The organism is Mesorhizobium sp. CA13 (assembly GCF_020165235.1).
Taxonomy (GTDB): domain Bacteria; phylum Pseudomonadota; class Alphaproteobacteria; order Rhizobiales; family Rhizobiaceae; genus Mesorhizobium.
In genome coordinates this window covers 194,893-211,871 of the sequence record NZ_JAIUHS010000011.1, presented here as the reverse complement: position 1 = coordinate 211,871, position 16,979 = coordinate 194,893, and the positions used below count along the sequence as shown (strand labels likewise).

Annotated in this window: 34 protein-coding genes, 1 tRNA gene and 1 pseudogene; 16 read left to right on the top strand and 20 right to left on the bottom strand. The window is 64.9% G+C overall.

What is annotated here, in order from left to right; all coding sequences use genetic code 11:
• Position 1: 1 nt before the first annotated feature.
• The 15 genes from LB566_RS23405 to LB566_RS23340 form a co-directional block, all read right to left on the bottom strand.
• Positions 2 to 313: a Gp49 family protein gene (locus tag LB566_RS23405; protein ID WP_224627620.1), complete on the bottom strand. Its 312-nt coding sequence runs from the start codon at positions 311 to 313 to the stop codon at positions 2 to 4.
• Positions 314 to 318: 5 nt separating this feature from the next.
• On the bottom strand, positions 319 to 1,473 hold the full coding sequence (locus LB566_RS23400) for a toprim domain-containing protein (RefSeq protein WP_224627618.1): 1,155 nt from the start codon (positions 1,471 to 1,473) through the stop codon (positions 319 to 321).
• A complete protein-coding gene (locus LB566_RS23395) occupies positions 1,473 to 1,946 on the bottom strand; it encodes a hypothetical protein (RefSeq protein WP_224627616.1) in 474 nt (157 codons plus the stop codon). Before LB566_RS23395 ends, LB566_RS23400 begins: the two co-directional genes overlap by 1 nt.
• Positions 1,946 to 2,257 (bottom strand): hypothetical protein, encoded by a 312-nt coding sequence (locus LB566_RS23390; protein ID WP_224627605.1) that lies wholly within the window; start codon positions 2,255 to 2,257, stop codon positions 1,946 to 1,948. Before LB566_RS23390 ends, LB566_RS23395 begins: the two co-directional genes overlap by 1 nt.
• Positions 2,257 to 2,532, bottom strand: a complete 276-nt coding sequence (locus LB566_RS23385) for a hypothetical protein (protein ID WP_224627603.1) — start codon at positions 2,530 to 2,532, stop codon at positions 2,257 to 2,259. Before LB566_RS23385 ends, LB566_RS23390 begins: the two co-directional genes overlap by 1 nt.
• Positions 2,529 to 2,792, bottom strand: coding sequence for a hypothetical protein (locus LB566_RS23380; protein ID WP_224627601.1), 264 nt, complete (start codon positions 2,790 to 2,792; stop codon positions 2,529 to 2,531). Before LB566_RS23380 ends, LB566_RS23385 begins: the two co-directional genes overlap by 4 nt.
• Positions 2,793 to 2,922: 130 nt before the next feature.
• Positions 2,923 to 3,267, bottom strand: coding sequence for a hypothetical protein (locus tag LB566_RS23375; protein ID WP_224627599.1), 345 nt, complete (start codon positions 3,265 to 3,267; stop codon positions 2,923 to 2,925).
• Positions 3,264 to 3,434, bottom strand: coding sequence for a hypothetical protein (locus LB566_RS23370; protein ID WP_224627597.1), 171 nt, complete (start codon positions 3,432 to 3,434; stop codon positions 3,264 to 3,266). The genes LB566_RS23375 and LB566_RS23370 overlap by 4 nt, the downstream gene beginning before the upstream one ends.
• Positions 3,434 to 3,763, bottom strand: coding sequence for a hypothetical protein (locus LB566_RS23365; protein WP_224627595.1), 330 nt, complete (start codon positions 3,761 to 3,763; stop codon positions 3,434 to 3,436). Before LB566_RS23365 ends, LB566_RS23370 begins: the two co-directional genes overlap by 1 nt.
• Positions 3,760 to 4,035 (bottom strand): hypothetical protein, encoded by a 276-nt coding sequence (locus tag LB566_RS23360; RefSeq protein WP_224627593.1) that lies wholly within the window; start codon positions 4,033 to 4,035, stop codon positions 3,760 to 3,762. The genes LB566_RS23365 and LB566_RS23360 overlap by 4 nt, the downstream gene beginning before the upstream one ends.
• A complete protein-coding gene (locus LB566_RS23355) occupies positions 4,032 to 4,376 on the bottom strand; it encodes a hypothetical protein (RefSeq protein WP_224627586.1) in 345 nt (114 codons plus the stop codon). Before LB566_RS23355 ends, LB566_RS23360 begins: the two co-directional genes overlap by 4 nt.
• Complete coding sequence (locus LB566_RS23350) at positions 4,373 to 4,582, bottom strand: hypothetical protein (RefSeq protein WP_224627585.1); 210 nt, start codon at positions 4,580 to 4,582, stop codon at positions 4,373 to 4,375. The genes LB566_RS23355 and LB566_RS23350 overlap by 4 nt, the downstream gene beginning before the upstream one ends.
• Positions 4,579 to 4,707 carry a hypothetical protein gene (locus tag LB566_RS30400; protein ID WP_263498324.1) on the bottom strand — a complete coding sequence of 43 codons (129 nt, stop codon included), beginning with the start codon at positions 4,705 to 4,707 and terminating at the stop codon, positions 4,579 to 4,581. The genes LB566_RS23350 and LB566_RS30400 overlap by 4 nt, the downstream gene beginning before the upstream one ends.
• Complete coding sequence (locus tag LB566_RS23345) at positions 4,704 to 5,285, bottom strand: hypothetical protein (RefSeq protein WP_224627583.1); 582 nt, start codon at positions 5,283 to 5,285, stop codon at positions 4,704 to 4,706. Before LB566_RS23345 ends, LB566_RS30400 begins: the two co-directional genes overlap by 4 nt.
• 40 nt (positions 5,286 to 5,325) lie before the next feature.
• On the bottom strand, positions 5,326 to 5,601 hold the full coding sequence (locus LB566_RS23340; RefSeq protein ID WP_224627573.1) for a hypothetical protein: 276 nt from the start codon (positions 5,599 to 5,601) through the stop codon (positions 5,326 to 5,328).
• Between the two features lie 135 nt (positions 5,602 to 5,736).
• Here LB566_RS23340 and LB566_RS23335 point away from each other — a divergent pair, with 135 nt between their 5' ends.
• The 12 genes from LB566_RS23335 to LB566_RS23280 all read left to right on the top strand — a co-directional run bounded on the left by LB566_RS23335 (position 5,737) and on the right by LB566_RS23280 (position 10,450).
• The gene (locus LB566_RS23335) at positions 5,737 to 6,186 is read left to right on the top strand and encodes a helix-turn-helix domain-containing protein (protein ID WP_224627571.1); all 450 of its coding nucleotides are present in this window, start codon (positions 5,737 to 5,739) and stop codon (positions 6,184 to 6,186) included.
• Positions 6,187 to 6,288: 102 nt separating this feature from the next.
• Positions 6,289 to 6,570, top strand: a complete 282-nt coding sequence (locus tag LB566_RS23330; RefSeq protein WP_224627561.1) for a hypothetical protein — start codon at positions 6,289 to 6,291, stop codon at positions 6,568 to 6,570.
• Entirely contained in the window at positions 6,567 to 6,917 is a 351-nt protein-coding gene (locus tag LB566_RS23325) for a hypothetical protein (protein WP_224627558.1), read from the top strand. Before LB566_RS23330 ends, LB566_RS23325 begins: the two co-directional genes overlap by 4 nt.
• Positions 6,914 to 7,198: a hypothetical protein gene (locus LB566_RS23320; protein WP_224627548.1), complete on the top strand. Its 285-nt coding sequence runs from the start codon at positions 6,914 to 6,916 to the stop codon at positions 7,196 to 7,198. The genes LB566_RS23325 and LB566_RS23320 overlap by 4 nt, the downstream gene beginning before the upstream one ends.
• The gene (locus tag LB566_RS23315; RefSeq protein ID WP_224627546.1) at positions 7,195 to 7,509 is read left to right on the top strand and encodes a hypothetical protein; all 315 of its coding nucleotides are present in this window, start codon (positions 7,195 to 7,197) and stop codon (positions 7,507 to 7,509) included. Before LB566_RS23320 ends, LB566_RS23315 begins: the two co-directional genes overlap by 4 nt.
• Complete coding sequence (locus LB566_RS23310) at positions 7,506 to 7,856, top strand: transcriptional regulator (RefSeq protein ID WP_224627544.1); 351 nt, start codon at positions 7,506 to 7,508, stop codon at positions 7,854 to 7,856. The genes LB566_RS23315 and LB566_RS23310 overlap by 4 nt, the downstream gene beginning before the upstream one ends.
• Positions 7,853 to 8,005: a hypothetical protein gene (locus LB566_RS23305; protein WP_224627542.1), complete on the top strand. Its 153-nt coding sequence runs from the start codon at positions 7,853 to 7,855 to the stop codon at positions 8,003 to 8,005. Before LB566_RS23310 ends, LB566_RS23305 begins: the two co-directional genes overlap by 4 nt.
• Positions 8,006 to 8,161: 156 nt before the next feature.
• Positions 8,162 to 8,341 (top strand): hypothetical protein, encoded by a 180-nt coding sequence (locus LB566_RS23300; RefSeq protein ID WP_224627541.1) that lies wholly within the window; start codon positions 8,162 to 8,164, stop codon positions 8,339 to 8,341.
• A gap of 42 nt (positions 8,342 to 8,383) precedes the next feature.
• Positions 8,384 to 9,754: a hypothetical protein gene (locus tag LB566_RS23295; RefSeq protein WP_224627529.1), complete on the top strand. Its 1,371-nt coding sequence runs from the start codon at positions 8,384 to 8,386 to the stop codon at positions 9,752 to 9,754.
• A complete protein-coding gene (locus LB566_RS23290) occupies positions 9,733 to 9,924 on the top strand; it encodes a hypothetical protein (protein WP_224627527.1) in 192 nt (63 codons plus the stop codon). Before LB566_RS23295 ends, LB566_RS23290 begins: the two co-directional genes overlap by 22 nt.
• 31 nt (positions 9,925 to 9,955) lie before the next feature.
• Entirely contained in the window at positions 9,956 to 10,129 is a 174-nt protein-coding gene (locus LB566_RS23285; RefSeq protein WP_224627518.1) for a hypothetical protein, read from the top strand.
• A gap of 57 nt (positions 10,130 to 10,186) precedes the next feature.
• Positions 10,187 to 10,450 (top strand): hypothetical protein, encoded by a 264-nt coding sequence (locus tag LB566_RS23280; RefSeq protein WP_224627517.1) that lies wholly within the window; start codon positions 10,187 to 10,189, stop codon positions 10,448 to 10,450.
• Here the strand turns inward: LB566_RS23280 and LB566_RS23275 are convergent.
• Complete coding sequence (locus LB566_RS23275) at positions 10,447 to 10,650, bottom strand: FitA-like ribbon-helix-helix domain-containing protein (protein WP_224627516.1); 204 nt, start codon at positions 10,648 to 10,650, stop codon at positions 10,447 to 10,449. The genes LB566_RS23280 and LB566_RS23275 overlap by 4 nt on opposite strands.
• Positions 10,651 to 10,987: 337 nt before the next feature.
• On the opposite strand from LB566_RS23275, the gene LB566_RS23270 reads away from it, so the two are divergent.
• Positions 10,988 to 11,203 (top strand): hypothetical protein, encoded by a 216-nt coding sequence (locus LB566_RS23270; RefSeq protein ID WP_224627505.1) that lies wholly within the window; start codon positions 10,988 to 10,990, stop codon positions 11,201 to 11,203.
• Positions 11,204 to 11,294: 91 nt separating this feature from the next.
• Here the strand turns inward: LB566_RS23270 and LB566_RS23265 are convergent.
• A tRNA-Lys gene (locus tag LB566_RS23265) sits at positions 11,295 to 11,370 on the bottom strand.
• Positions 11,371 to 11,477: 107 nt separating this feature from the next.
• Entirely contained in the window at positions 11,478 to 12,410 is a 933-nt protein-coding gene (locus LB566_RS23260) for a PhzF family phenazine biosynthesis protein (RefSeq protein ID WP_224627502.1), read from the bottom strand.
• A 130-nt stretch (positions 12,411 to 12,540) separates the two neighbouring features.
• Here LB566_RS23260 and LB566_RS23255 point away from each other — a divergent pair, with 130 nt between their 5' ends.
• The 3 genes from LB566_RS23255 to LB566_RS23245 are packed head-to-tail and all read left to right on the top strand — an operon-like array spanning position 12,541 to position 15,765.
• The gene (locus LB566_RS23255; protein WP_224627500.1) at positions 12,541 to 13,833 is read left to right on the top strand and encodes an efflux RND transporter periplasmic adaptor subunit; all 1,293 of its coding nucleotides are present in this window, start codon (positions 12,541 to 12,543) and stop codon (positions 13,831 to 13,833) included.
• Positions 13,834 to 13,837: 4 nt separating this feature from the next.
• Entirely contained in the window at positions 13,838 to 14,545 is a 708-nt protein-coding gene (locus LB566_RS23250) for an ABC transporter ATP-binding protein (protein WP_224627490.1), read from the top strand.
• A 2-nt stretch (positions 14,546 to 14,547) separates the two neighbouring features.
• Positions 14,548 to 15,765, top strand: coding sequence for an ABC transporter permease (locus LB566_RS23245; protein ID WP_224627489.1), 1,218 nt, complete (start codon positions 14,548 to 14,550; stop codon positions 15,763 to 15,765).
• A gap of 80 nt (positions 15,766 to 15,845) precedes the next feature.
• On the opposite strand, the pseudogene LB566_RS23240 reads toward LB566_RS23245, so the two are convergent.
• Positions 15,846 to 16,085: pseudogene (locus LB566_RS23240) on the bottom strand (PIN domain-containing protein); the annotation flags it as partial.
• 175 nt (positions 16,086 to 16,260) lie between these two features.
• Complete coding sequence (locus LB566_RS23235; protein ID WP_224627487.1) at positions 16,261 to 16,977, bottom strand: hypothetical protein; 717 nt, start codon at positions 16,975 to 16,977, stop codon at positions 16,261 to 16,263.
• Between the last annotated feature and the right edge of the window lie 2 nt (positions 16,978 to 16,979).

The following is a 16,979-nucleotide window of genomic DNA, read 5'->3' as shown; positions in this document are numbered from 1 at the left end:
ATCACTTGCCCTCCGCAGCGAGCTGCTCGCGTAGCCGGTAGCCTTCTAGCGGCCACATCTGGCGCAGGCAGTCCTCGCGCGCGAACTTCTCGCCGAGCTCCTGGTTGAAATTTGCGGGATCCGCCGGCGCCGATTTGCCGACGATCACGAAGCCGTTTTTTAGCTTCATGAGGCAGACCGTGAGCGTCGGCTCGATCGCATCGTTGATGTAGGCTTCGGCGGCGATCTTCTCGAACATCGAGGCGAGCGTCACCCGGTTCGGTGTCTTCTGCACTGCGGCCGAAGCCGCGTCGCTGGTTTCCAGGCTGTCCATTTTTTTCAGTCCTCTTGGTTGAGTGCATCGTTGACGTCCTTGCCCCAGTCCGCCGGCATCGCCAGCACTTCCACGGGCTTCTTGAACGACCGGAGCCGCGCCACGGCGCGATCGAACAGCGCGGCCGCCTGCGGCTTTCCCCAATCGTTGTCCTTGAAGATGATCCAGGCGCTGACCGCCGGATGGTCATGCACGTGCAGCAGGCCCGACAGCGAGCCGGCGGCCCACATGCGCAAGGCCGGATGCGCCACAGCCGCAGATAGCGCGTCCTCGATGCCTTCGGTGATACCGCAGATGCCGGCGACGCCCGCCTCCGCCGCGCGTTCGGCCGACAGTCCCGAAGGCCCGTTCGTGCAGCGGATCACGAAGCCCTGGACGTCGCCCTTGAACAGCTTTGCGCTGAAGTCCCTGGGATCGAGCCCTTGAGCGGCCGCCAGCGTCTGGACGGGCGCCTTGCGCAGGCCGTCATGGTCGAAGAACGTCAGATGCAACGCGCCGAGCCGGCCGTCGCCCGACACCATCGCCGACACCATGGCGGGAAAGAGCGGGCCGCGCCCGAGCCGCTGACCCTCGCCGTCGACGGGGGCCAGCGGCCAGTATTCGCAATCCGGCCGATAGCGAAACGCCGGCGTGATATGCGGCACGTCCGCCAGCACCACGCCGCGCGTCGCCAAGTAGGTTTCGACGGGCGTGCCCAGGATCTTCGCCTGGCAGGCGTAGAACGTCTTGCGCACCCGATCGCGCTGCTCAGCCTGGCTTTCGACCGCCGCTTTCTCGGCGAGATCGCGCCGATCGGCGGCTTCCTTGTCCATTTTCGCGCGCGTAGCCGCATCGAGCTTGCGGATCCCGTAGCGATCCTCCGCCCACTCGATCACGCGCATGCGGCTGTCCGGATTGACCGAGCCTTCCTTGCCGAACGCCACCAGGTCGATGATGTCGCCCGTCTCGCCCGTGGTGAAATCCTTCCAGCCGCCGGCGCGGGCGCCGGTCAGATAGACGTGCAGATTGGCGGACTTGGAACCGGCCCAGGGATTGATCAGCGCCCAGCGCAGCCGCTTGCGCCGCCTGGGATTGGCATTGATCGAGCCGAAGACATCGGCGATCACCGACTTGATGTCGCCTTGCAGCTTGTCCTTCACCAGGGCGAAGCGCGAGCTCATCAGTTCGAGCCGGGCGACAGTCTAAAAACACCCGAGGCCGCATCGAAGCGGAAAGGCACGCCATCCGACCAGAAATAGGCCAAGATCTCGTATTCGCCTGCCTCGAGCGGCATGCCGAGATCCCCGCTGGCTACAAGCTCACCCAAGCTACCGGCGAGCGCGTCGAAATCGCCGGCCAGACATACATGCGTTGTGTTGTCAGGGATCTCGCGATCGAGTGAAAAGGTGCGGTCTACGTTCACCGTCAGGATACGAGAGCCGTAGCCTTCGTGCCACATAAACTCGACGACCTGGCCGTCCTCCAGGTCGCGGCAATACCAATCGATCTCGCGGTCGCCGCTGTCGGCCGGAGGGATCAGCTTCCACTGGCCGTCGATCCGGTCCACGAAGCGATCCGGGCTGGATTGCAGCGATGGCATGATCTCGTCAGCCCATTCGCATGGACACCATAGCTTTCCCGCTTCGTTGGCCATCAGTGCCCGCCCGTCCGCAGCGCGACGAGGCGCGGCAGCTCACGCTCGATTTCCTTGATCTGCATGTGCCTGGCGAAGCGCGACGGCTGCATAGCGATGAACTCGGCTTGCAGCGACGTCAGCGCCGCCATCACCGCATCGATGCCCGGCCGGCCGCCATTGGCCGCGATCTCGAGATTGACCGTGTTGAGCGCTTGTTTCAGCGCGTCGCGAAACTCCCGCACCTGGCTTTCGTGGTCGAGTACCGCGGTCTCGGCCGACGTGTCTTCATCGACGCTGTCGGGAGCGGCACCTTTGTCAGCGTTGTCCATCATGTTCCTCCAAAGAGCTGCTGTTCCAGCCGCTCGAGCGCCTGGTCGAAAGTCGCGTCCTCGCGCGCGTCCTCGACGCGGCGCAGATGCTTTGAGACGTTCTGCTTGGTGCAGCCGGCGATCGCGGCCACCGTGGCGCCCGGCAGGTTGCAGCCGACCGTCAAGAGGTAGAGCGCCACCGGCCGGCGCAGGTCCGCCGCCAGGCCGGAGGCCTCCACCACGGCGTTGACGCCAACCGCCGCTATGTGTCCCGCGCGCTCGATCAGGCGGGTCACAGCGTCTCGCCTTCCGCATCCTGCTCGCGGGCGATCGTGCGCAGTGCGTATGTCAGCGCCCGGATATGGCGCGGGAACGCCCGCTTATGCCGGCGCATATTGGTGAAGGTCCGTTCGGTCAGGCCGGCGCGGCCGGCGAGATCCGCCAGCGTGACGCCCAGCCGTTCGCGTTTCTCCTCGATCCGCTCGAGCGCGGCCGTGGCATCAGGCCGATACGGCGTGCGCTTCGGCCTTTCAGCGTTCTTGTTTCTGCGCGGCATTTGTCCCACCCCATGACTGCCTGAAAGGGGAAGTGGGCCGGCTTTGGGGTAAAGCCGGCCCACAGGAGCCGCCGGGCAAGCAGTCGAAACCGGCGGTTCCCAAGGACGCACACGCAACACGCTACGAAGGTCAGATGTCGATCGACGGCGGCCCCTTCGCTGCAGCGAGGCGATCGACCAGAGGCTTGCTTTGCACCGGCGCGCCGGCGGCGTAGGCGGCGAGCTCGGCGCGCAGCGTCTCGAGCTCGAGCGCGATCGCGCCCGGCAGGCCGCCGGCGGCCGAGCGCACCATGCGCATGGCATTGGAGCGCTGTAGGACGAACAGCTCGCCGGCGGGAAAGTGCTTGCAGGCGTTGAGAAACACCGTCTCGTACTTCAACATCAGCGCGTCGGGGCAGCGCAGCAGCACGTCGGCACGGTCGCGATCGCCATCGGCATTGTGCAGCTGGTCGATGATCGGGATCTTGTTGCTCATGATGCCTCCACCTGGCGCACGAACGCCCCCGAGATTTCACGCAGGAAGCGTTCCGCCAGATCCTCGACCGGGACGCCGGCGGCTTTGGCCATCTTGTCGAGCGTCGCGTGGATCTCGGCGGGCAACACCAGCGCCAGCAGTTTGTTTTTTGGAGCGGGCTTGGCCATCACGCGCTCCGCCTTTGCCGGGCGACGGTTTTAAGGCCGCCCAGGATGTCGACGACCAACCCTTCCGCCAGTCCCGTCACCTTGGCGATCGCCGCCGTCGAAAATTCGCCTGATAGGCAGAACACCGCCCGCACGGCTTCATCGAGATCCCGATCGGTCGACGGTGTCTGCTTTTCCCTGCCGATGCGCGCTAGATAGGCTGCTTCGGTCAGCATGCGGATATAGTCGACGGGCTTCTTGCCCATCGCTTGGGCGCGGCGCTCGAGGCCGGCATACATCGCCCTGTCCAGCGAGAAGGAGATAGGCACCCGTTGATCGGCGAAGCTCATGCGGCTTTCCTTTCCGCCCGTTTCTTGTCGATGAGAAATTGCCGCACGTCGGCGACGGTCGCCGCGCCCTCGCCGGGGCGCAGCGAAATCACCGCCATGGGCGGCTCGCCCGTCTTCTCGATCCAGTCGGCGTCGTAGAGCTGGGTGCCGATCCAGCCGTCCTGCAGCGCCGCCACCTGGAGGCGCCCGAGAATGGCGGCGATGAACGTCTTCGGATCCTTGTACTGACCGGTGAAGACGTCGGCGGTAGCGAAGCGAAGTGACGTTCTCATGCGGCGCGCCTCGCCGCAATTCGCGCGTCGATCGCATGGCCGTCGTCATCGAACCGCTTAGCAATCGCCTCGCAGCAGGGCACGCAGACGTAGAAGCGCCCCACCTGGTTGTCTTCGCGATTGACCTCGGACTGCGCCCGGACGCGCGTGCCGGCCGGGATCGTCTCGGCGCAGATCACGCAGTCGTGCGGCTTGCGCGTCAGCAGCATCTTGTTGGCGAGCAACACCGTGTCGGTTTCGTCGCCAGCGAACAGCTCATAGTTGAGAACGAGGCTATCGAACATGTCGGCCTGCCCCCCCCTGCTGCGCCGGCTTTCGCGCATTTGCGGCGACCAGCTCATGAGCGTTTCCGCGCCGGCGTCAGTCGGCCCTCATTGAGCGATCGCGACATGTGCAAGGTGCGCGAAACCGCGTCCTCACGGAAATTGAGCACCTGGGCGATTTCCAGCGTGCTGAACTGGCCGGAGGCCCACAGCACGATCGCCGCAAGGCCGGGCTGGCCGGAGAGCACCGCGTCGGGGTTCGGTTCGGGCGCCGGCGTCGTCATGAGCGGAGCCTCTTCTCGAGCTCACGCTTCACGTCCTGCATCGAGGTGTCGCGCGCCCGCCAGCACCCGAGCGCCAGGCCGAGATTGAACGCGAAGTCGCAAAGCCGCCGCCACCAGGTGCTCATGCGGCCGTCACTTCCTCGCGGGCGCGCCACTCATCTTCACTGTCAGACAGCCGCACATTCATCTGCTCCCGGCTTTCGGGGAACAGGTGCGCGTCATTGACCACCATCAGGTAGAATTTCCGCCACCACTCGGCGATCCAAGGTGTTGGGTGCTCGTAGCCGATGATCTCGGCGGCATGCATGAGGTGCAGTTGGAAATGGTGCGGCAGCTCGTCGACGTGGCGCAGATAGAGCTCGCGCGACTTGTCGAAAGCGTCGCGCTTGATGATTTGCCAGGTCGCATCCCGCTGTTTGATCGGCACGTCCCACCAGCTTGTCTTGCCGAGCATTCCAAAGTTGTGCGCGTGCTCTGGCGTAAACGGGCCTGTGAAACTGCCGCCGCCGGCTTCGAACGGATCGACGAAGGCGCGACCCTCAAAAGCGCCCTGCAACACGCTGCGCCGGTACCAGCGCATCAGCACCTTCACCGGATGGTCCTTTCGGATCCCGTCCGGTGCGCGCACGGCGGCAAAGAGAACTGCCTGCTGCATCCACGACAGGTTGACGACCCATTCCTGTTGGCACGGAAACCCCTTCATTCGCTCCCCTCCTGTTGGCCCGTCGGCAGCACCGGCGCGTTCATGCAGCCTTCCCTTCCGCGAGTGTGGCCAGCAGGTTCTTGTCCGCGATGTCCGGGTGCAGGCGAACCAGTGACAGCAGCAATGCCCGTTCGCGCGCCACGAGAACCTTCTGGACCTTGCGCAGCGAGCCCGAGTTTGACCCGCCTGTTTTCCAGCGCGAGACGGTCGACGCGGCGAGGCCGGCCTCGGTCGCCAGCTTCGAAAGAGGAACGCCGATGGCGTCGGCGCGGGCCGTTATCGCTTCGCTGCTAAGGATATCAGTGCGATTGTCCATTGCGTTTTCGCTCGACGTGGGTGCATTAATGCAACCCAAATCTGATTTGCCTTTGTTGTGTCAAGTGTGTTTATGCAACGCGTGTCGGCTGTCCCCATAGCGCATCCTGTTGCTCCAATTGTTGGAGTAGGGCGGATGACGAGTGACGAGGGTTCAAGCAATGCAGCACGGGAGCTGATCCGGCTGCATCGAGACTGGGTGCTGGAGCTTTGCAGGCAGCTCAAGCTGACGCCGACCCAGATCGCCATACAGGCCGGCCTGGCTAAGACGACGCTGTCCAGACTGGCCGCCGATCCGGACCATCCTCACGCGCTGTCGTCGTCAACGATTGAAAAAATCGTGCGCAAGTTCGGCGTTTCGCCGCCGGTGGCGCCGGCCGAAATGGCCTTTAAGCACGCGATCGAGCAGACGGTCGCCGCGCTTCACAGTCGCCAGGCGCTGCAGCTTGCCTCGCCGGCGGACGTGGCTCGCGCCGTCATTGAGCTCGCCGACTGGCTCGCCAAGGCCGGGGACGGCAAGGCCGAGCAGTTCGAGGGCGTAGTGTCCTTCCAGGTCGAGCGACTCAGGCAGAAGCGTTCCACGTGAAACTTAAATCACTTCGCTGTTGCATTTTTTAAATAGCTAGTTGCATTAAAGCTACTTTGAGGTCATTTTCCGCCTCGCAACTGATTTGCGAGGTGATTTGCAATGAAACAATCCGATCCCGCATCGCGGCGGCCGGTGCTTAGCGCCATCGAGGTGGCAGAGCTTTTGGGCTGGAAGACCGTCGAAAGCTTCCGCAACAACCGACGCAGGCTCGAGGCGGCCGGCTTCCCCAAAAAACTGCCTGGCGCGCCGGGCTGGTCACGTGCCGCCGTCATGCGCTGGATCGACAGCGATGCCGGCAGCGGCAGTGTGCCGGCCGAGCCTGCGATTAACATCGTGCGCGTGCCCGGCCCGACGCCGCTCGAGCGGAGGTTCGCGTCATGACGCCGGTTCATTTCAGTGTCCAGGAAGCCCTGGAAAAACACAAGCGCATGGTCGACGACATGGCCAAGCGCGGCAATGTCCCGGGTGTCGAAATCCAGGTGCGCGCCGCAAACCTCGTCGGCCGCGCCTTCGTCGAGTTCATCGTCGGCGAGCGCAATCTAGAAACGGCTGACATGCTGGTTGCGGGCGCAACGGCTGCGGCGGTCGCCAACATCATCGAAACTCTCACCCAGAATTTTCCGGGTCCGGCGACGGCCCTGATGTTCAGCAAGGTCTTGCAGAGCCGGGATCGGGTTCGTTTCGAGGACTGCGCAAAGGTTCATGGCACGCCGGGAGGCCGCGCATGATCGCCGCCGTCAACACGTCGGGCATGCTCGACCCGCGCGACCTCACCGACAGCGAACGCAAGGCCATGGTCATCATTCATGACTTCAGGTGCTTTGCCTCGCGCGGCGGCTATTACGGCCACGCGCCGCACCGCGTCACCCGCCAGCTGGCGCGCCAGCTGATCGGCAAGGGCGTCGCCCGCACCGACCACAACAGCCACGGCGACCAGCTGATGCTGACCGGCAAGGGCATGGCCGCCTACGCGGTGATGGAGCAGCGCCGCCAACGGAGGCAGTCATGACCAAGAAGCTGGACATTGCCCGCGTCACGCGGATGATCGACATCGTCGATGCCGGACTGGCGGTTCTCGCGACGAGGCCGAAACTGGACGACGCCTACGAGGAATGCCGGGCGCATGAACGTGCCGCCCAGGCAATCCTTCATGTCCTTGCAGACGAACACGGCGCGGCATGGACGAGCGGCGGCACCGGCTACACCCTGCGGCTGGCCGGCATCCAGTCGTCATGCACCGGAGGCCCCGGCGGCGTCTTGCGCAACTGGATCAATGCGGCCCGCAGGCGCCTGGACGCCGTCGCGGAGCATCGGCCATGAGCGCGAACCTCGCCGCCGCGTCTGGCGGCCCCTCTGTGGCGAGGCGTTTAAACGCCTGCCAGGAGTGCGGCACTGCGGCGCCTGCCAATGCCCGGTTCTGCTCGGCCGCCCATCGCCAGGCATGGAACAACCGCCGTCTGCAACGCGGCGCCGAACTCTACGACCTGTTCATGGCGCACCGGTTCGACCGCAGGAAGGCGCAGGAGCTGCGCGTCTTGCAGGCGATGAACCGCATGGCCTCGATCTGGAACGAGGACGACAAGGCCGCCGGCCGCCGCTCCTGGCGTCCGACCGTCGAGGTGTTGGAAGAGCGCCCGTATCTGCGCGGCGTCAGGGGGCAGGCATGACCGCGCCCGTCCTCATCATGCTGGCGGCCGGCGCGTTCACCGCCCTGGTGCTCGCCTGCGCCGTCATTCTCGCCTACTGGCAGCCGGCGCCGCGCCGCGCCGGCTTTGCCGTGCGCTACGAGCACCGCCCCGTGCGGCGCAACCGTTAGATCCCGTTGGGGGATCGGCCCGGCGGGATTGGCTCACCTCCCGCCAGCGTACCCGCCGGGCCTACTGCATCCGCCCTTTTGTTTAGTGGGGGCGGCAAACTGGCCGGGCGGCCGTGAATGGCGCCCGGCCGCATTTTTCAAACGAAAGGATGGCACATGGAAAAGATTGTCGACTGGACGGCACGCCGCGCGGGCGGTCGCATCACGATCAACGGGTTCGACGCTGAAACCCGCGTCCCGGTCAAGATCGTCGGCGTTGACGAGATCGTCGCCGGCCGAGACGGAAAACCGCCGATCGCGACCGATAAGGACGGCGATGCATTCTACCTTGGCTAACGGCGTCCACAGGCCATTTTGACAAGCGGAAGGGATTTCACCATGTTCAGCGGTTCCAGACTTCAACGCGAGGGGCGCCTTGTGGGCCGCGTCGAGATCAGCATTCCGCTTGTCACCTGGCGCGACGGCCGGCCGCGGTTCTTTGCGTCCAAGGTGCATCGGGATCTCGGCTACAAGGGCGAGGACCTGCGCCACGGCAAGGCCGGCCCCTGGTTCACGGTCGAGGAAGCGATCACCTGGTCAAAAAACCGTCAGGCCGAACTCGCCGAAAAGCGTGCGGCAATCGCCGCCGGCGAGACGACCGTGAAGAAGACAGCCAACGCGGCCGAGCGCGCACGCCTCGCCGGCGTCACCACCATCAGCCAGCTCGTCGAGGCTTTCCTCGACCAGAACCCGCGCATGAAGGGCGTGCCGATCATCGACGGCAAGAAGCGCCGCAAGCCGCTTGCCGCCGCCACCGTGCGCGGCTATCGCGGTTCGGCGCGCGTGCTCGAGCAGCTCGAGGACGGCGCGGCCTGGCACGAGCCGGCCGACGACATGACGCCCGAGGTGCTGACCGGCATCCTCGACAAGGTCGAGGTCAAGCACGGCCTGGCGCAGGCGCGCGCGCTGCGCGCCATGATCTCGGCGGCCTACGGTTTCGGCCGCTCCAAGGTCGGCGGCTACATCGTCAAGCACAATCCCGTCGCCGGCCTCGAGGACACGCTGCCGGTGCTCGAGCCGCGGATCCGCGTCGGCTCGATCGCCGAAATGGTGCACCTGGTCGCCGTCTGCGACGCGCTCGGCTTTCCCGATATCGGCGACAGCAACACGCTCGGCCTCTATACCGCGCAGCGCCAGGCCGACCGCCTGGCGCTCGAGGATAGCCGCATCACCAGCGAGGGTATCCTGTTTCACCAGCGCAAGAAGGGCGGACAGCCGCTCTTGATCCCGATGGTCGAGATCCTGCGCGATCGCCTGGTCGCGGCCAGCAAGCGTCGCGCCGACTGGCGGCTGAACTATCCGCATGTGCTGATCGACGAGCGCCTGCGCCGCCCCTGGGACGACCATCGCTATCGCAAGGTCTACCGCGTGCTGCGCCACGCCGCCGCTTTCGGCACGCTCGAGACGGTCAATGGCAAGGTGACGCGAACCGCCGAGCAGCTGCTCGGCAAGGTCGACGTTCGCGCGGTGATGGATGCGGCCGGTCTGAAGCCGATGCCGAGCCTGGCCGACTTCCACGACCAGGACCTGCGCGATACCGCCGTCACCTGGCTGGCGCTGGCCGGCTGCACGAAATGGGAGATCGCCTCGATCACCGGGCACAGCCTGAAATCGATCGACGAGATCCTGAAGCACTATTTCGGCCTGCATCCGGATCTCGCCAGGAGCGGCATGGCCAGGATGGAAAAGTGGCGGAGGACGGCACGATGAGCGCCGTTTATGCCGGCATTCTCTTCGCAGCAGGCTCGGTTGTCGTCGCCGCAATTGCAGCGGTCAGTGATAGCCTCATGCTCGGCAACGTCGCCTTGGTCGGCGTGCCAACCGGCATAGTGGTGTTCCTGGTCGGCTGGATGATCGAGGCGTACAACAACAAGGCTTGACGCCGCCGCCGGCGGCGCCATTCTTCAAGCCATGGCTAAGATACCGGCGCAAGCTGCCAAGGTCGAAATGGTGGATGGTCGCGTCTACTATTCCACGGACGACTGGCACACGGTTTTCATCGTCGAGCCGGGTCGCGCGAAAGCCCGTAAGCTGTCAGGCGAGGAAGCCGATCTTGCCCGCTTCCTCGCTCTCAATGCGGGGTGACAGGAAAATTTTCCTCCGCCGCTTGACGGAGATCGCGCGCGGAACGAAATCGGAACGATGGATCCGCTCTACGATGCCGTGCCCGGCAAGGCCTACTACGCCATCAGCTTCCGCGACGTGCCTCCGGATTACATCCTGGGCGGCCGCTGCATCCTCTGCCGGCATGTGGGTCCGGTCGATCGCCACCGCATTGAAAAGCGATGGGGTTCCGGCGAGCAGCTTCGCTACGTCGGCCGGCACCTGCGCTGCCTCGCATGCGGCAACATCGTTCGCAACCATTTCACCGTGGTCGGATGCTATCTGCGGCGCCATCCGGACTAGTCGCCGTCCAGTTCCGTCAGCGCCTGGGCCAACAGCCCTTTCAGTTTGCCGCGCGCATCGGTGCTAAGCTCGAATGAACCTTCCAGCCTGGTGACCACCTCTTCGTTCAGGCTGCGCCCGTTCTCGGCCGCGGCGACCTTCAGCCGCTTCTTGAGAGCCGGCGACAGACGGAAATGGGAATCAAGCGGTCGTTCGGTCATATCGATTTTATGGCCGAAAGCGCAACGCGGGGAAATCGGCCCACGACATGGGTAAATATGCCCACCACATAGCCCACTTGTCCCCATAGTTCACAGGCTGATACATGGTGATACATCGGGTGATTGAAATGCGTGTTCATGTCGGCCACTTTGGAGGGTAGCCCGCCGGTTCGAAGCGGGGCGAGCAAGACCAAGTGGCGGGGTCGTGCGGCTTCCCTTGGACGGGGAAGGAGCGGCGGGAATTTCGCGAGGTTTTAAGTTCGAACTCAACCAGCGTCGGCGGCTGCAAGAGAGGCCGCACGGCGCAGCCATGTGTAGTGGGAGTTACGAGGAAGAAATGACCAAGGAGTTAGTCGACGGGCATTCCAACATGATCGATCTCAACCTCTGCGAGGCAGAGGGGATCATCGACGTGTTGATCTACATCAGGGTCGAGGCCGAACCGGCGCAGCACCAGGCGCTCAACGAGGCTTGTGTCACGCTGCTGCACCTGGCGAAGGAACGGCTGCGAAAAGCCAGCGCCAAGCTCGACGAAATAAGGGCCGCCGCCTGAAAAGCCCCACATGGGGCGTGAGGCGCGAAAACGCGCGCCTCACGTTCTCGTGTTGTTCACGGGGTCTGTCCACCTAAGTCTTTGAAATCTTTGGTGGGTGCGCACAGGATTGAACTGTGGACCCGCTGATTAAGAGTCAGCTGCTCTACCAACTGAGCTACGCACCCACTCGGCCGGCAAAAACCGGCGTTGGCGGGCATATAGCCGCCGATGCCGGTCCTGTCCAGCCCTGCCGGAATCATTTCCCGACAAATCGCCGAAGTGACGCGGATGATCAGACGAACAGCTTGCCTTCCGCTACCTTGACCGCGTTGCCGCCGATGCGCGCCGATGCCAGTTTTCCGCCTTGCACGGCCAGTTCCAGGCGGATGCGCGAGGGCCGCCCCATCTCCAGCCCCTGTTCGATCCAGAGCTGCGAAACGCCATCCGTCGGAGCGTCGAAATGCATGATGGCGCCGGCGAAGGCCGCGGCCGCCGAACCGGTCGCCGGGTCCTCGTAGGAAGGAGTGCCGGGCACGATCATGCGCACATGGAAGGCGCTCTCGTGGTTCACCGTCTCCCGGCAATACACATAGGGGCTGGCGAAGGCCCATTCGCTCTTGCGCGGCGCCAGCTCCGACCAGGCCTGGTTGTCGAGCCGGATCCGGCCGGCCGCCTCCAGATTGGCCACCGGGATGGTCACGTAGGGCACGCCGGCTGACCAGAACGCGACGCGGTGATTCTCGAAACCGATCTCGTGCGGCGCCAGGCCAAGAGCGGCGCCGATCGCCACCGGGTCGGCTTCGAGCTTCAGCGGCTCCGGCAGCTTCGCCAGGTCGAATTCGGCGAATGTCGCGCCATCGTGCTTGCTGACGGCGCAGCGCACCGGGCCGATGTTTTCCTCCAGCACGAAAATGCTCGCAGCGCCGTCATTGTCGGCCATTTCAGCGAGCGCGATATCGGCGAGTTCCGCCAGCGCGATCGCCGAGCCCACGGTCGGGTGGCCGGCGAAAGGCATTTCATAGTCGGGCGTGAAGATACGGATGCGGGCGCGGTGCTTGGGATTGTCCGGCGGCAGCACGAACACGGATTCCGACAGGTTGAACTCGCGCGCGATGGCCTGCATCGCAGCCGTGTCCAGTCCGCCGCTGTCCAACACCACCGCCAGCGGGTTGCCGGCCAACCGATCGGTCGTAAACACATCGTAAAGCAAGTAATCGCGTCTCATGGAGGAAACCTTCCGCTTTGATCCGAATTTCTGCCTCAATCCCAACATGAGCGAAATTTAATTTGATATTCGAACCATTAGCACTGATCTGTGCACTCATAGGGACATATTGCGCTTCAGGGGGTCCGGCGTGGACCAGATTGTCAATCTGCCAAAGACGGAATCGGATTCCGCCATCGAGACGGCGCTCGGGCTCGACCAGACGGGGCGGCGCAAGAAACGCCGCCGCGGCTGGCTCTATGGCCTGCTGGCGCTGATCGTCCTTGTCGCGGCTTTTGCCGGCTACCAGTGGTATGCCGGCTCGCCGGTCAAGATCGACTATACGACGGCGCCCGCCGCCAGGGCCGACCTCACTGTCGAGGTTTCGGCGACCGGCACCTTGCAGCCCCTCACCCAGGTCGACATTTCCAGCCAGCTCTCCGGCATCATCCGTTCAGTCTCCGTCAACGAGAACCAGCAGGTCAAGAAGGGCGATGTGCTGGCCGCGCTCGACACCGCCAAGCTGCAGGTGCAGATCGAACGCGCCGAGGCATCCGCCAAGGCGGCCGCCGCCAATGTCGCGGATGCCACCGTGACGCTGGCCGAGAATGAAAGCGCGCTCGTGCGCGCAGCCGCCCTCACCAAGCGCGGCATGGCCACCGACCAGTCGCTCGAGGCCGCGACCGCGACCCGCGACCGTTCAAAGGCGGCGCTCGATAGCGCCGAGGCCAATCTCGCCATCGCCAACGCCGACCTGAAATCGCAGCAGACCGATCTTGCCAACAGCACCATCTATGCGCCGATCGACGGCATCGTGCTGACGCGCTCTGTCGACCCCGGCCAGACGGTCGCCTCCTCCTTGCAGGCGCCGGTGCTGTTCATCATCGCCGCCGATCTCAGGAACATGGAACTGGTGGCGGCAGTCGACGAAGCCGATATCGGCGCGGTCAAGCCGGGCCAGCATGCCCGCTTCACCGTCGATGCCTTCCCGGAGCGGCCGTTCGACGCCGAGATCCGCGACATCTCCTACGCCTCGGTCACCACCGATGGCGTCGTCACCTACAATGCGCGGCTCGAGGTCGACAACAACGAGTTGCTGCTGCGGCCAGGCATGACCGCCACGGTTTCAGTCGTCACCCGGCAGGCCAAGGACGTGCTGACCGTCCCCTCCTCCGCCTTCCGCTATCGTCCCGCGCAGCAGGCCGCCCGCGGCTGGAGCCTGAGCGACCTGTTCACCGGCCGCATGGGACGTCCCGGCGGCAATCGCCAGCGCCAGGCGGCAACGCCGCCCGCCGACGGCTCACGCACGCTCTACGTGCTGGAGAAAGGGCATCCGCATCCGGTCAACGTCAGGATCGGCTCGACCGACGGCGAACTGACCGAGATCACCTCGGGTCTGTCAGAGGGGGCGCAGGTCATCACCGCCTCGCAGCAGCGGAGCTGACGCCGTGGCGATGGGCGCGCCTCTCATCACCTTCGACAAGGTCTGGAAGAGCTATGGCCAGGGCGAAGCCAAGGTACATGCGCTGGCCGGCGTCGACCTTGCGATCCGGCGCGGCGAATTCGTCGCCATCATGGGCCCGTCCGGCTCCGGCAAATCGACGGCGATGAACATCATCGGCTGCCTCGACACGCCGACCGCCGGCACCTATTCCTTCATGGGCGTCGATGCCGGCCGGCTCGACCGCAACCGCCGCGCCATGTTGCGCAACCTCTATGTCGGCTTCGTCTTCCAGGGCTATAATCTGCTGGCGCGCACCACGGCGGCGGAAAATGTCGAACTGCCGCTGATCTATCGCGGCGTTGCCGGCCGCGAGCGCCGCGATCTTGCCATGCAGGCGCTGGCGCAAGTCGGCCTTGTCGGTCGCGAGCATCACACTCCGGCCGAGCTTTCCGGCGGCCAGCAGCAGCGCGTTGCGATCGCGCGCGCCATCGTCACCAGGCCGACGCTGCTCGTCGCCGACGAACCGACCGGCAATCTCGACACTGCCCGCACGCACGAGATCATGGAGCTGCTGACACGGCTGAACCGGGAGCTTGGCCTGACCATCACCATGGTCACCCACGAGGCCGACGTCGCCGAATATGCCGAGCGCACGGTGCGCTTCCTCGACGGCCATGTCGCCTCCGACACGATGACAGTCGAGGTGGCCTGAACATGCTCTGGGAAACCGTCCGCCTCTCCTTGCGCTCGATCCGCCGCAACATGCTGCGCTCGTTCCTGACCTTGCTCGGCATCGTCATCGGCGTCGCCGCGGTCATCGCCATGCTCACCATCGGCGCGGGCACCACCGCCAAGGTCAAGGGCGACATCGCCAAACTCGGCAGCAATCTTCTGGTTGTGCGTTCCGGCCGCCCGGCCGGGCCCGGAGGCCCGGGCGGGCTCGACCAGGTGGTCCGCCCGCTCGCCGAAAAGGACCTTGCCGCGCTGGTCACGCACCTGACTGGCGCTCGCGCGATTTCGCCGGCCTCGCAGAAGCAGGTCCGCGTCATCTTCGGTACCGAGAGCCTGACCTCCGGCGTCACCGGCACCGACAGCGCCTATCTCGACGCCCGCGACTGGAAACTGGTCTCAGGCCGTCCCTTCAGCGAGTCCGAGACCCGCGCGGGCACCGGCGTGTGCCTGATCGGCGAGACGGTGCGCCAGCAGTTCTTCGGCGCCGGCGACCCCGACGGCGAAATCATCCGCGTCAACCGCACCTCCTGCAAGATCATCGGCCTGCTCGAGCCGAAGGGCTATACCGGCTTCGGCCAGGACCAGGACAATGTCGTCTTGATGCCGCTGCATGCCTATCAGCGGCGCATTGCCGGCAACCGCAACATCGACAACATCTACGTCGCCGCCGACGACCGCACCCCGACCAGCGAGCTGCAGCCGCGCGTCGAGGATATTTTGCGCGACGCCAGACGCCTCACGCCCGACCGCGAAAGCGATTTCGCGATCCGCGACATGACCCAGATCGCCGACGCCATGGCCAGCGCCACCACCACCATGACCGGCATGCTGGGCGCGGTCGCCGGCGTCAGCCTGCTGGTCGGCGGCATCGGCATCATGAACATCATGCTGGTGTCGGTCACCGAGCGCACCCGCGAGATCGGCATCAGGCTCGCCATCGGCGCGCATGAGAAGCACATCCTCATCCAGTTCCTTGTCGAGGCGACGGTGCTGTCGCTGCTTGGCGGCATCATCGGCATCCTGATCGGGCTCTCGCTGGCCGGCCTCGCCTCGGTGACGCTGACCATTCCCTTCGCGCCGAGTCCGGCGGTCATCCTGCTCGCCGTCGGCTTTTCCGCGCTGATCGGCATGGTCTTCGGCTTCTTCCCGGCGCTGCGCGGCGCCAGGCTCGATCCGATCGACGCGCTGCGCCATGAATAGGGCGCGATTGGAAAGCTTGCGGCGTCCATAGTCGCCCTGACATGCTTGGGCTTTTGCTTGCTTACGGCTGGGAGGCGCGGCTACGACGCTATTTCCCACGGATTGATGGTATTCAATCCGGCGGCCGCGAATGGGCTGGTGTCGAGTGTGGCGACCGTCAGGCCGTTTGCTGCGGCCGTGGCCGCGATGTAGCCGTCCGCATTGCTGATCGCCTTGCCTGCGGCTCTCGCTTGCACCATGAGCTTGGCATAGGCGCGCGACGCCTCGAGGTCGAAAGGCAGAATGCGGCCTGCAAACAGCGGCAACGCATCCTGCTCTATTGATATCATCCAAGGTCACAATGATGTCATTGATAGCAATATGGAGAATTTGCCATCAACGCACAACAGTCCGCGCCCCTGACAGGAGGGAGACATTCGATGTTCGCGGTAGCGGAAAGCCACTCAGACCGTCGCATGGCTGGCCAGACGATCAGCACGGAAGGGTACTAAGATTTTAGTCCCGGTTCGCAAAATGCCATTCGATCAGCGGCTTCATATGCGGCATCAGCCCGTGCGGCAGGTCGGTGGCATGGCGGATGATGACCGGACCCACGATCTCCGGTTCGGCCTCGGTTGCGACGAAGGCCGAGATGCGCTGCGCGATCTCCTCGGCGGGCTCGGGAACCCGGTAGCGGCGGAAGATCACCGTGCCGCTTGCGGTCGACAGCGCATGGTAGTGCAGGCCGCGTGCGGCGCCGGAAATGTCGAGGCCGGTTTCTTCCCGCACCTCGCGGATCATGTTGAAATCGACATCGACGAGGCCGTCGCGAAAATCGGCCGGTTCGAATGAGCCGGCGGCGAAATAGACACGGCCGGCAGTGACGGTGTGGGCGGCCATGCGGATAGCCACCAGCGCATTGTCGCCGGCCACAAGCATGGCATGGGCATAGGCGTGCTCGGCGCCGGAATTCTCGCGCCGCTTCCGCCAAAGCATGAAGGTGGAGTAGCTGACCGCGTGGCACCGGCCGACGAGGCGATTGTCGCGCCAGGCAAGTCGCGAAAGCAGCACCACGGGACCATCGAACAACGCGGGATTGGCCGCGATCTCGTGCTGCCAGTTCGCGGCGATCGCCTCGGCATTGTCCAGCGCGAAAGGATGCGGGCCGGGATCGAGCCGGACATCGACGGCGTCGACCGGCAAAATGACATTGCGCGGCAGGTCGAAGCTCACGG

Bases quoted from the DNA above. Each gene is read 5' to 3' on its own strand.
- LB566_RS23405 (WP_224627620.1), bottom strand. From the start codon at position 313: ATGGACAGCCTGGAAACCAGCGACGCGGCTTCGGCCGCAGTGCAGAAG.
- LB566_RS23400 (WP_224627618.1), bottom strand. From the start codon at position 1,473: ATGAGCTCGCGCTTCGCCCTGGTGAAGGACAAGCTGCAAGGCGACATC.
- LB566_RS23395 (WP_224627616.1), bottom strand. From the start codon at position 1,946: ATGGCCAACGAAGCGGGAAAGCTATGGTGTCCATGCGAATGGGCTGAC.
- LB566_RS23390 (WP_224627605.1), bottom strand. From the start codon at position 2,257: ATGGACAACGCTGACAAAGGTGCCGCTCCCGACAGCGTCGATGAAGAC.
- LB566_RS23380 (WP_224627601.1), bottom strand. From the start codon at position 2,792: ATGCCGCGCAGAAACAAGAACGCTGAAAGGCCGAAGCGCACGCCGTAT.
- LB566_RS23375 (WP_224627599.1), bottom strand. From the start codon at position 3,267: ATGAGCAACAAGATCCCGATCATCGACCAGCTGCACAATGCCGATGGC.
- LB566_RS23370 (WP_224627597.1), bottom strand. From the start codon at position 3,434: ATGGCCAAGCCCGCTCCAAAAAACAAACTGCTGGCGCTGGTGTTGCCC.
- LB566_RS23365 (WP_224627595.1), bottom strand. From the start codon at position 3,763: ATGAGCTTCGCCGATCAACGGGTGCCTATCTCCTTCTCGCTGGACAGG.
- LB566_RS23360 (WP_224627593.1), bottom strand. From the start codon at position 4,035: ATGAGAACGTCACTTCGCTTCGCTACCGCCGACGTCTTCACCGGTCAG.
- LB566_RS23355 (WP_224627586.1), bottom strand. From the start codon at position 4,376: ATGAGCTGGTCGCCGCAAATGCGCGAAAGCCGGCGCAGCAGGGGGGGG.
- LB566_RS23350 (WP_224627585.1), bottom strand. From the start codon at position 4,582: ATGACGACGCCGGCGCCCGAACCGAACCCCGACGCGGTGCTCTCCGGC.
- LB566_RS30400 (WP_263498324.1), bottom strand. From the start codon at position 4,707: ATGAGCACCTGGTGGCGGCGGCTTTGCGACTTCGCGTTCAATCTCGGC.
- LB566_RS23345 (WP_224627583.1), bottom strand. From the start codon at position 5,285: ATGAAGGGGTTTCCGTGCCAACAGGAATGGGTCGTCAACCTGTCGTGG.
- LB566_RS23340 (WP_224627573.1), bottom strand. From the start codon at position 5,601: ATGGACAATCGCACTGATATCCTTAGCAGCGAAGCGATAACGGCCCGC.
- LB566_RS23335 (WP_224627571.1), top strand. From the start codon at position 5,737: ATGACGAGTGACGAGGGTTCAAGCAATGCAGCACGGGAGCTGATCCGG.
- LB566_RS23330 (WP_224627561.1), top strand. From the start codon at position 6,289: ATGAAACAATCCGATCCCGCATCGCGGCGGCCGGTGCTTAGCGCCATC.
- LB566_RS23325 (WP_224627558.1), top strand. From the start codon at position 6,567: ATGACGCCGGTTCATTTCAGTGTCCAGGAAGCCCTGGAAAAACACAAG.
- LB566_RS23320 (WP_224627548.1), top strand. From the start codon at position 6,914: ATGATCGCCGCCGTCAACACGTCGGGCATGCTCGACCCGCGCGACCTC.
- LB566_RS23315 (WP_224627546.1), top strand. From the start codon at position 7,195: ATGACCAAGAAGCTGGACATTGCCCGCGTCACGCGGATGATCGACATC.
- LB566_RS23310 (WP_224627544.1), top strand. From the start codon at position 7,506: ATGAGCGCGAACCTCGCCGCCGCGTCTGGCGGCCCCTCTGTGGCGAGG.
- LB566_RS23305 (WP_224627542.1), top strand. From the start codon at position 7,853: ATGACCGCGCCCGTCCTCATCATGCTGGCGGCCGGCGCGTTCACCGCC.
- LB566_RS23300 (WP_224627541.1), top strand. From the start codon at position 8,162: ATGGAAAAGATTGTCGACTGGACGGCACGCCGCGCGGGCGGTCGCATC.
- LB566_RS23295 (WP_224627529.1), top strand. From the start codon at position 8,384: ATGTTCAGCGGTTCCAGACTTCAACGCGAGGGGCGCCTTGTGGGCCGC.
- LB566_RS23285 (WP_224627518.1), top strand. From the start codon at position 9,956: ATGGCTAAGATACCGGCGCAAGCTGCCAAGGTCGAAATGGTGGATGGT.
- LB566_RS23280 (WP_224627517.1), top strand. From the start codon at position 10,187: ATGGATCCGCTCTACGATGCCGTGCCCGGCAAGGCCTACTACGCCATC.
- LB566_RS23275 (WP_224627516.1), bottom strand. From the start codon at position 10,650: ATGACCGAACGACCGCTTGATTCCCATTTCCGTCTGTCGCCGGCTCTC.
- LB566_RS23270 (WP_224627505.1), top strand. From the start codon at position 10,988: ATGACCAAGGAGTTAGTCGACGGGCATTCCAACATGATCGATCTCAAC.
- LB566_RS23260 (WP_224627502.1), bottom strand. From the start codon at position 12,410: ATGAGACGCGATTACTTGCTTTACGATGTGTTTACGACCGATCGGTTG.
- LB566_RS23245 (WP_224627489.1), top strand. From the start codon at position 14,548: ATGCTCTGGGAAACCGTCCGCCTCTCCTTGCGCTCGATCCGCCGCAAC.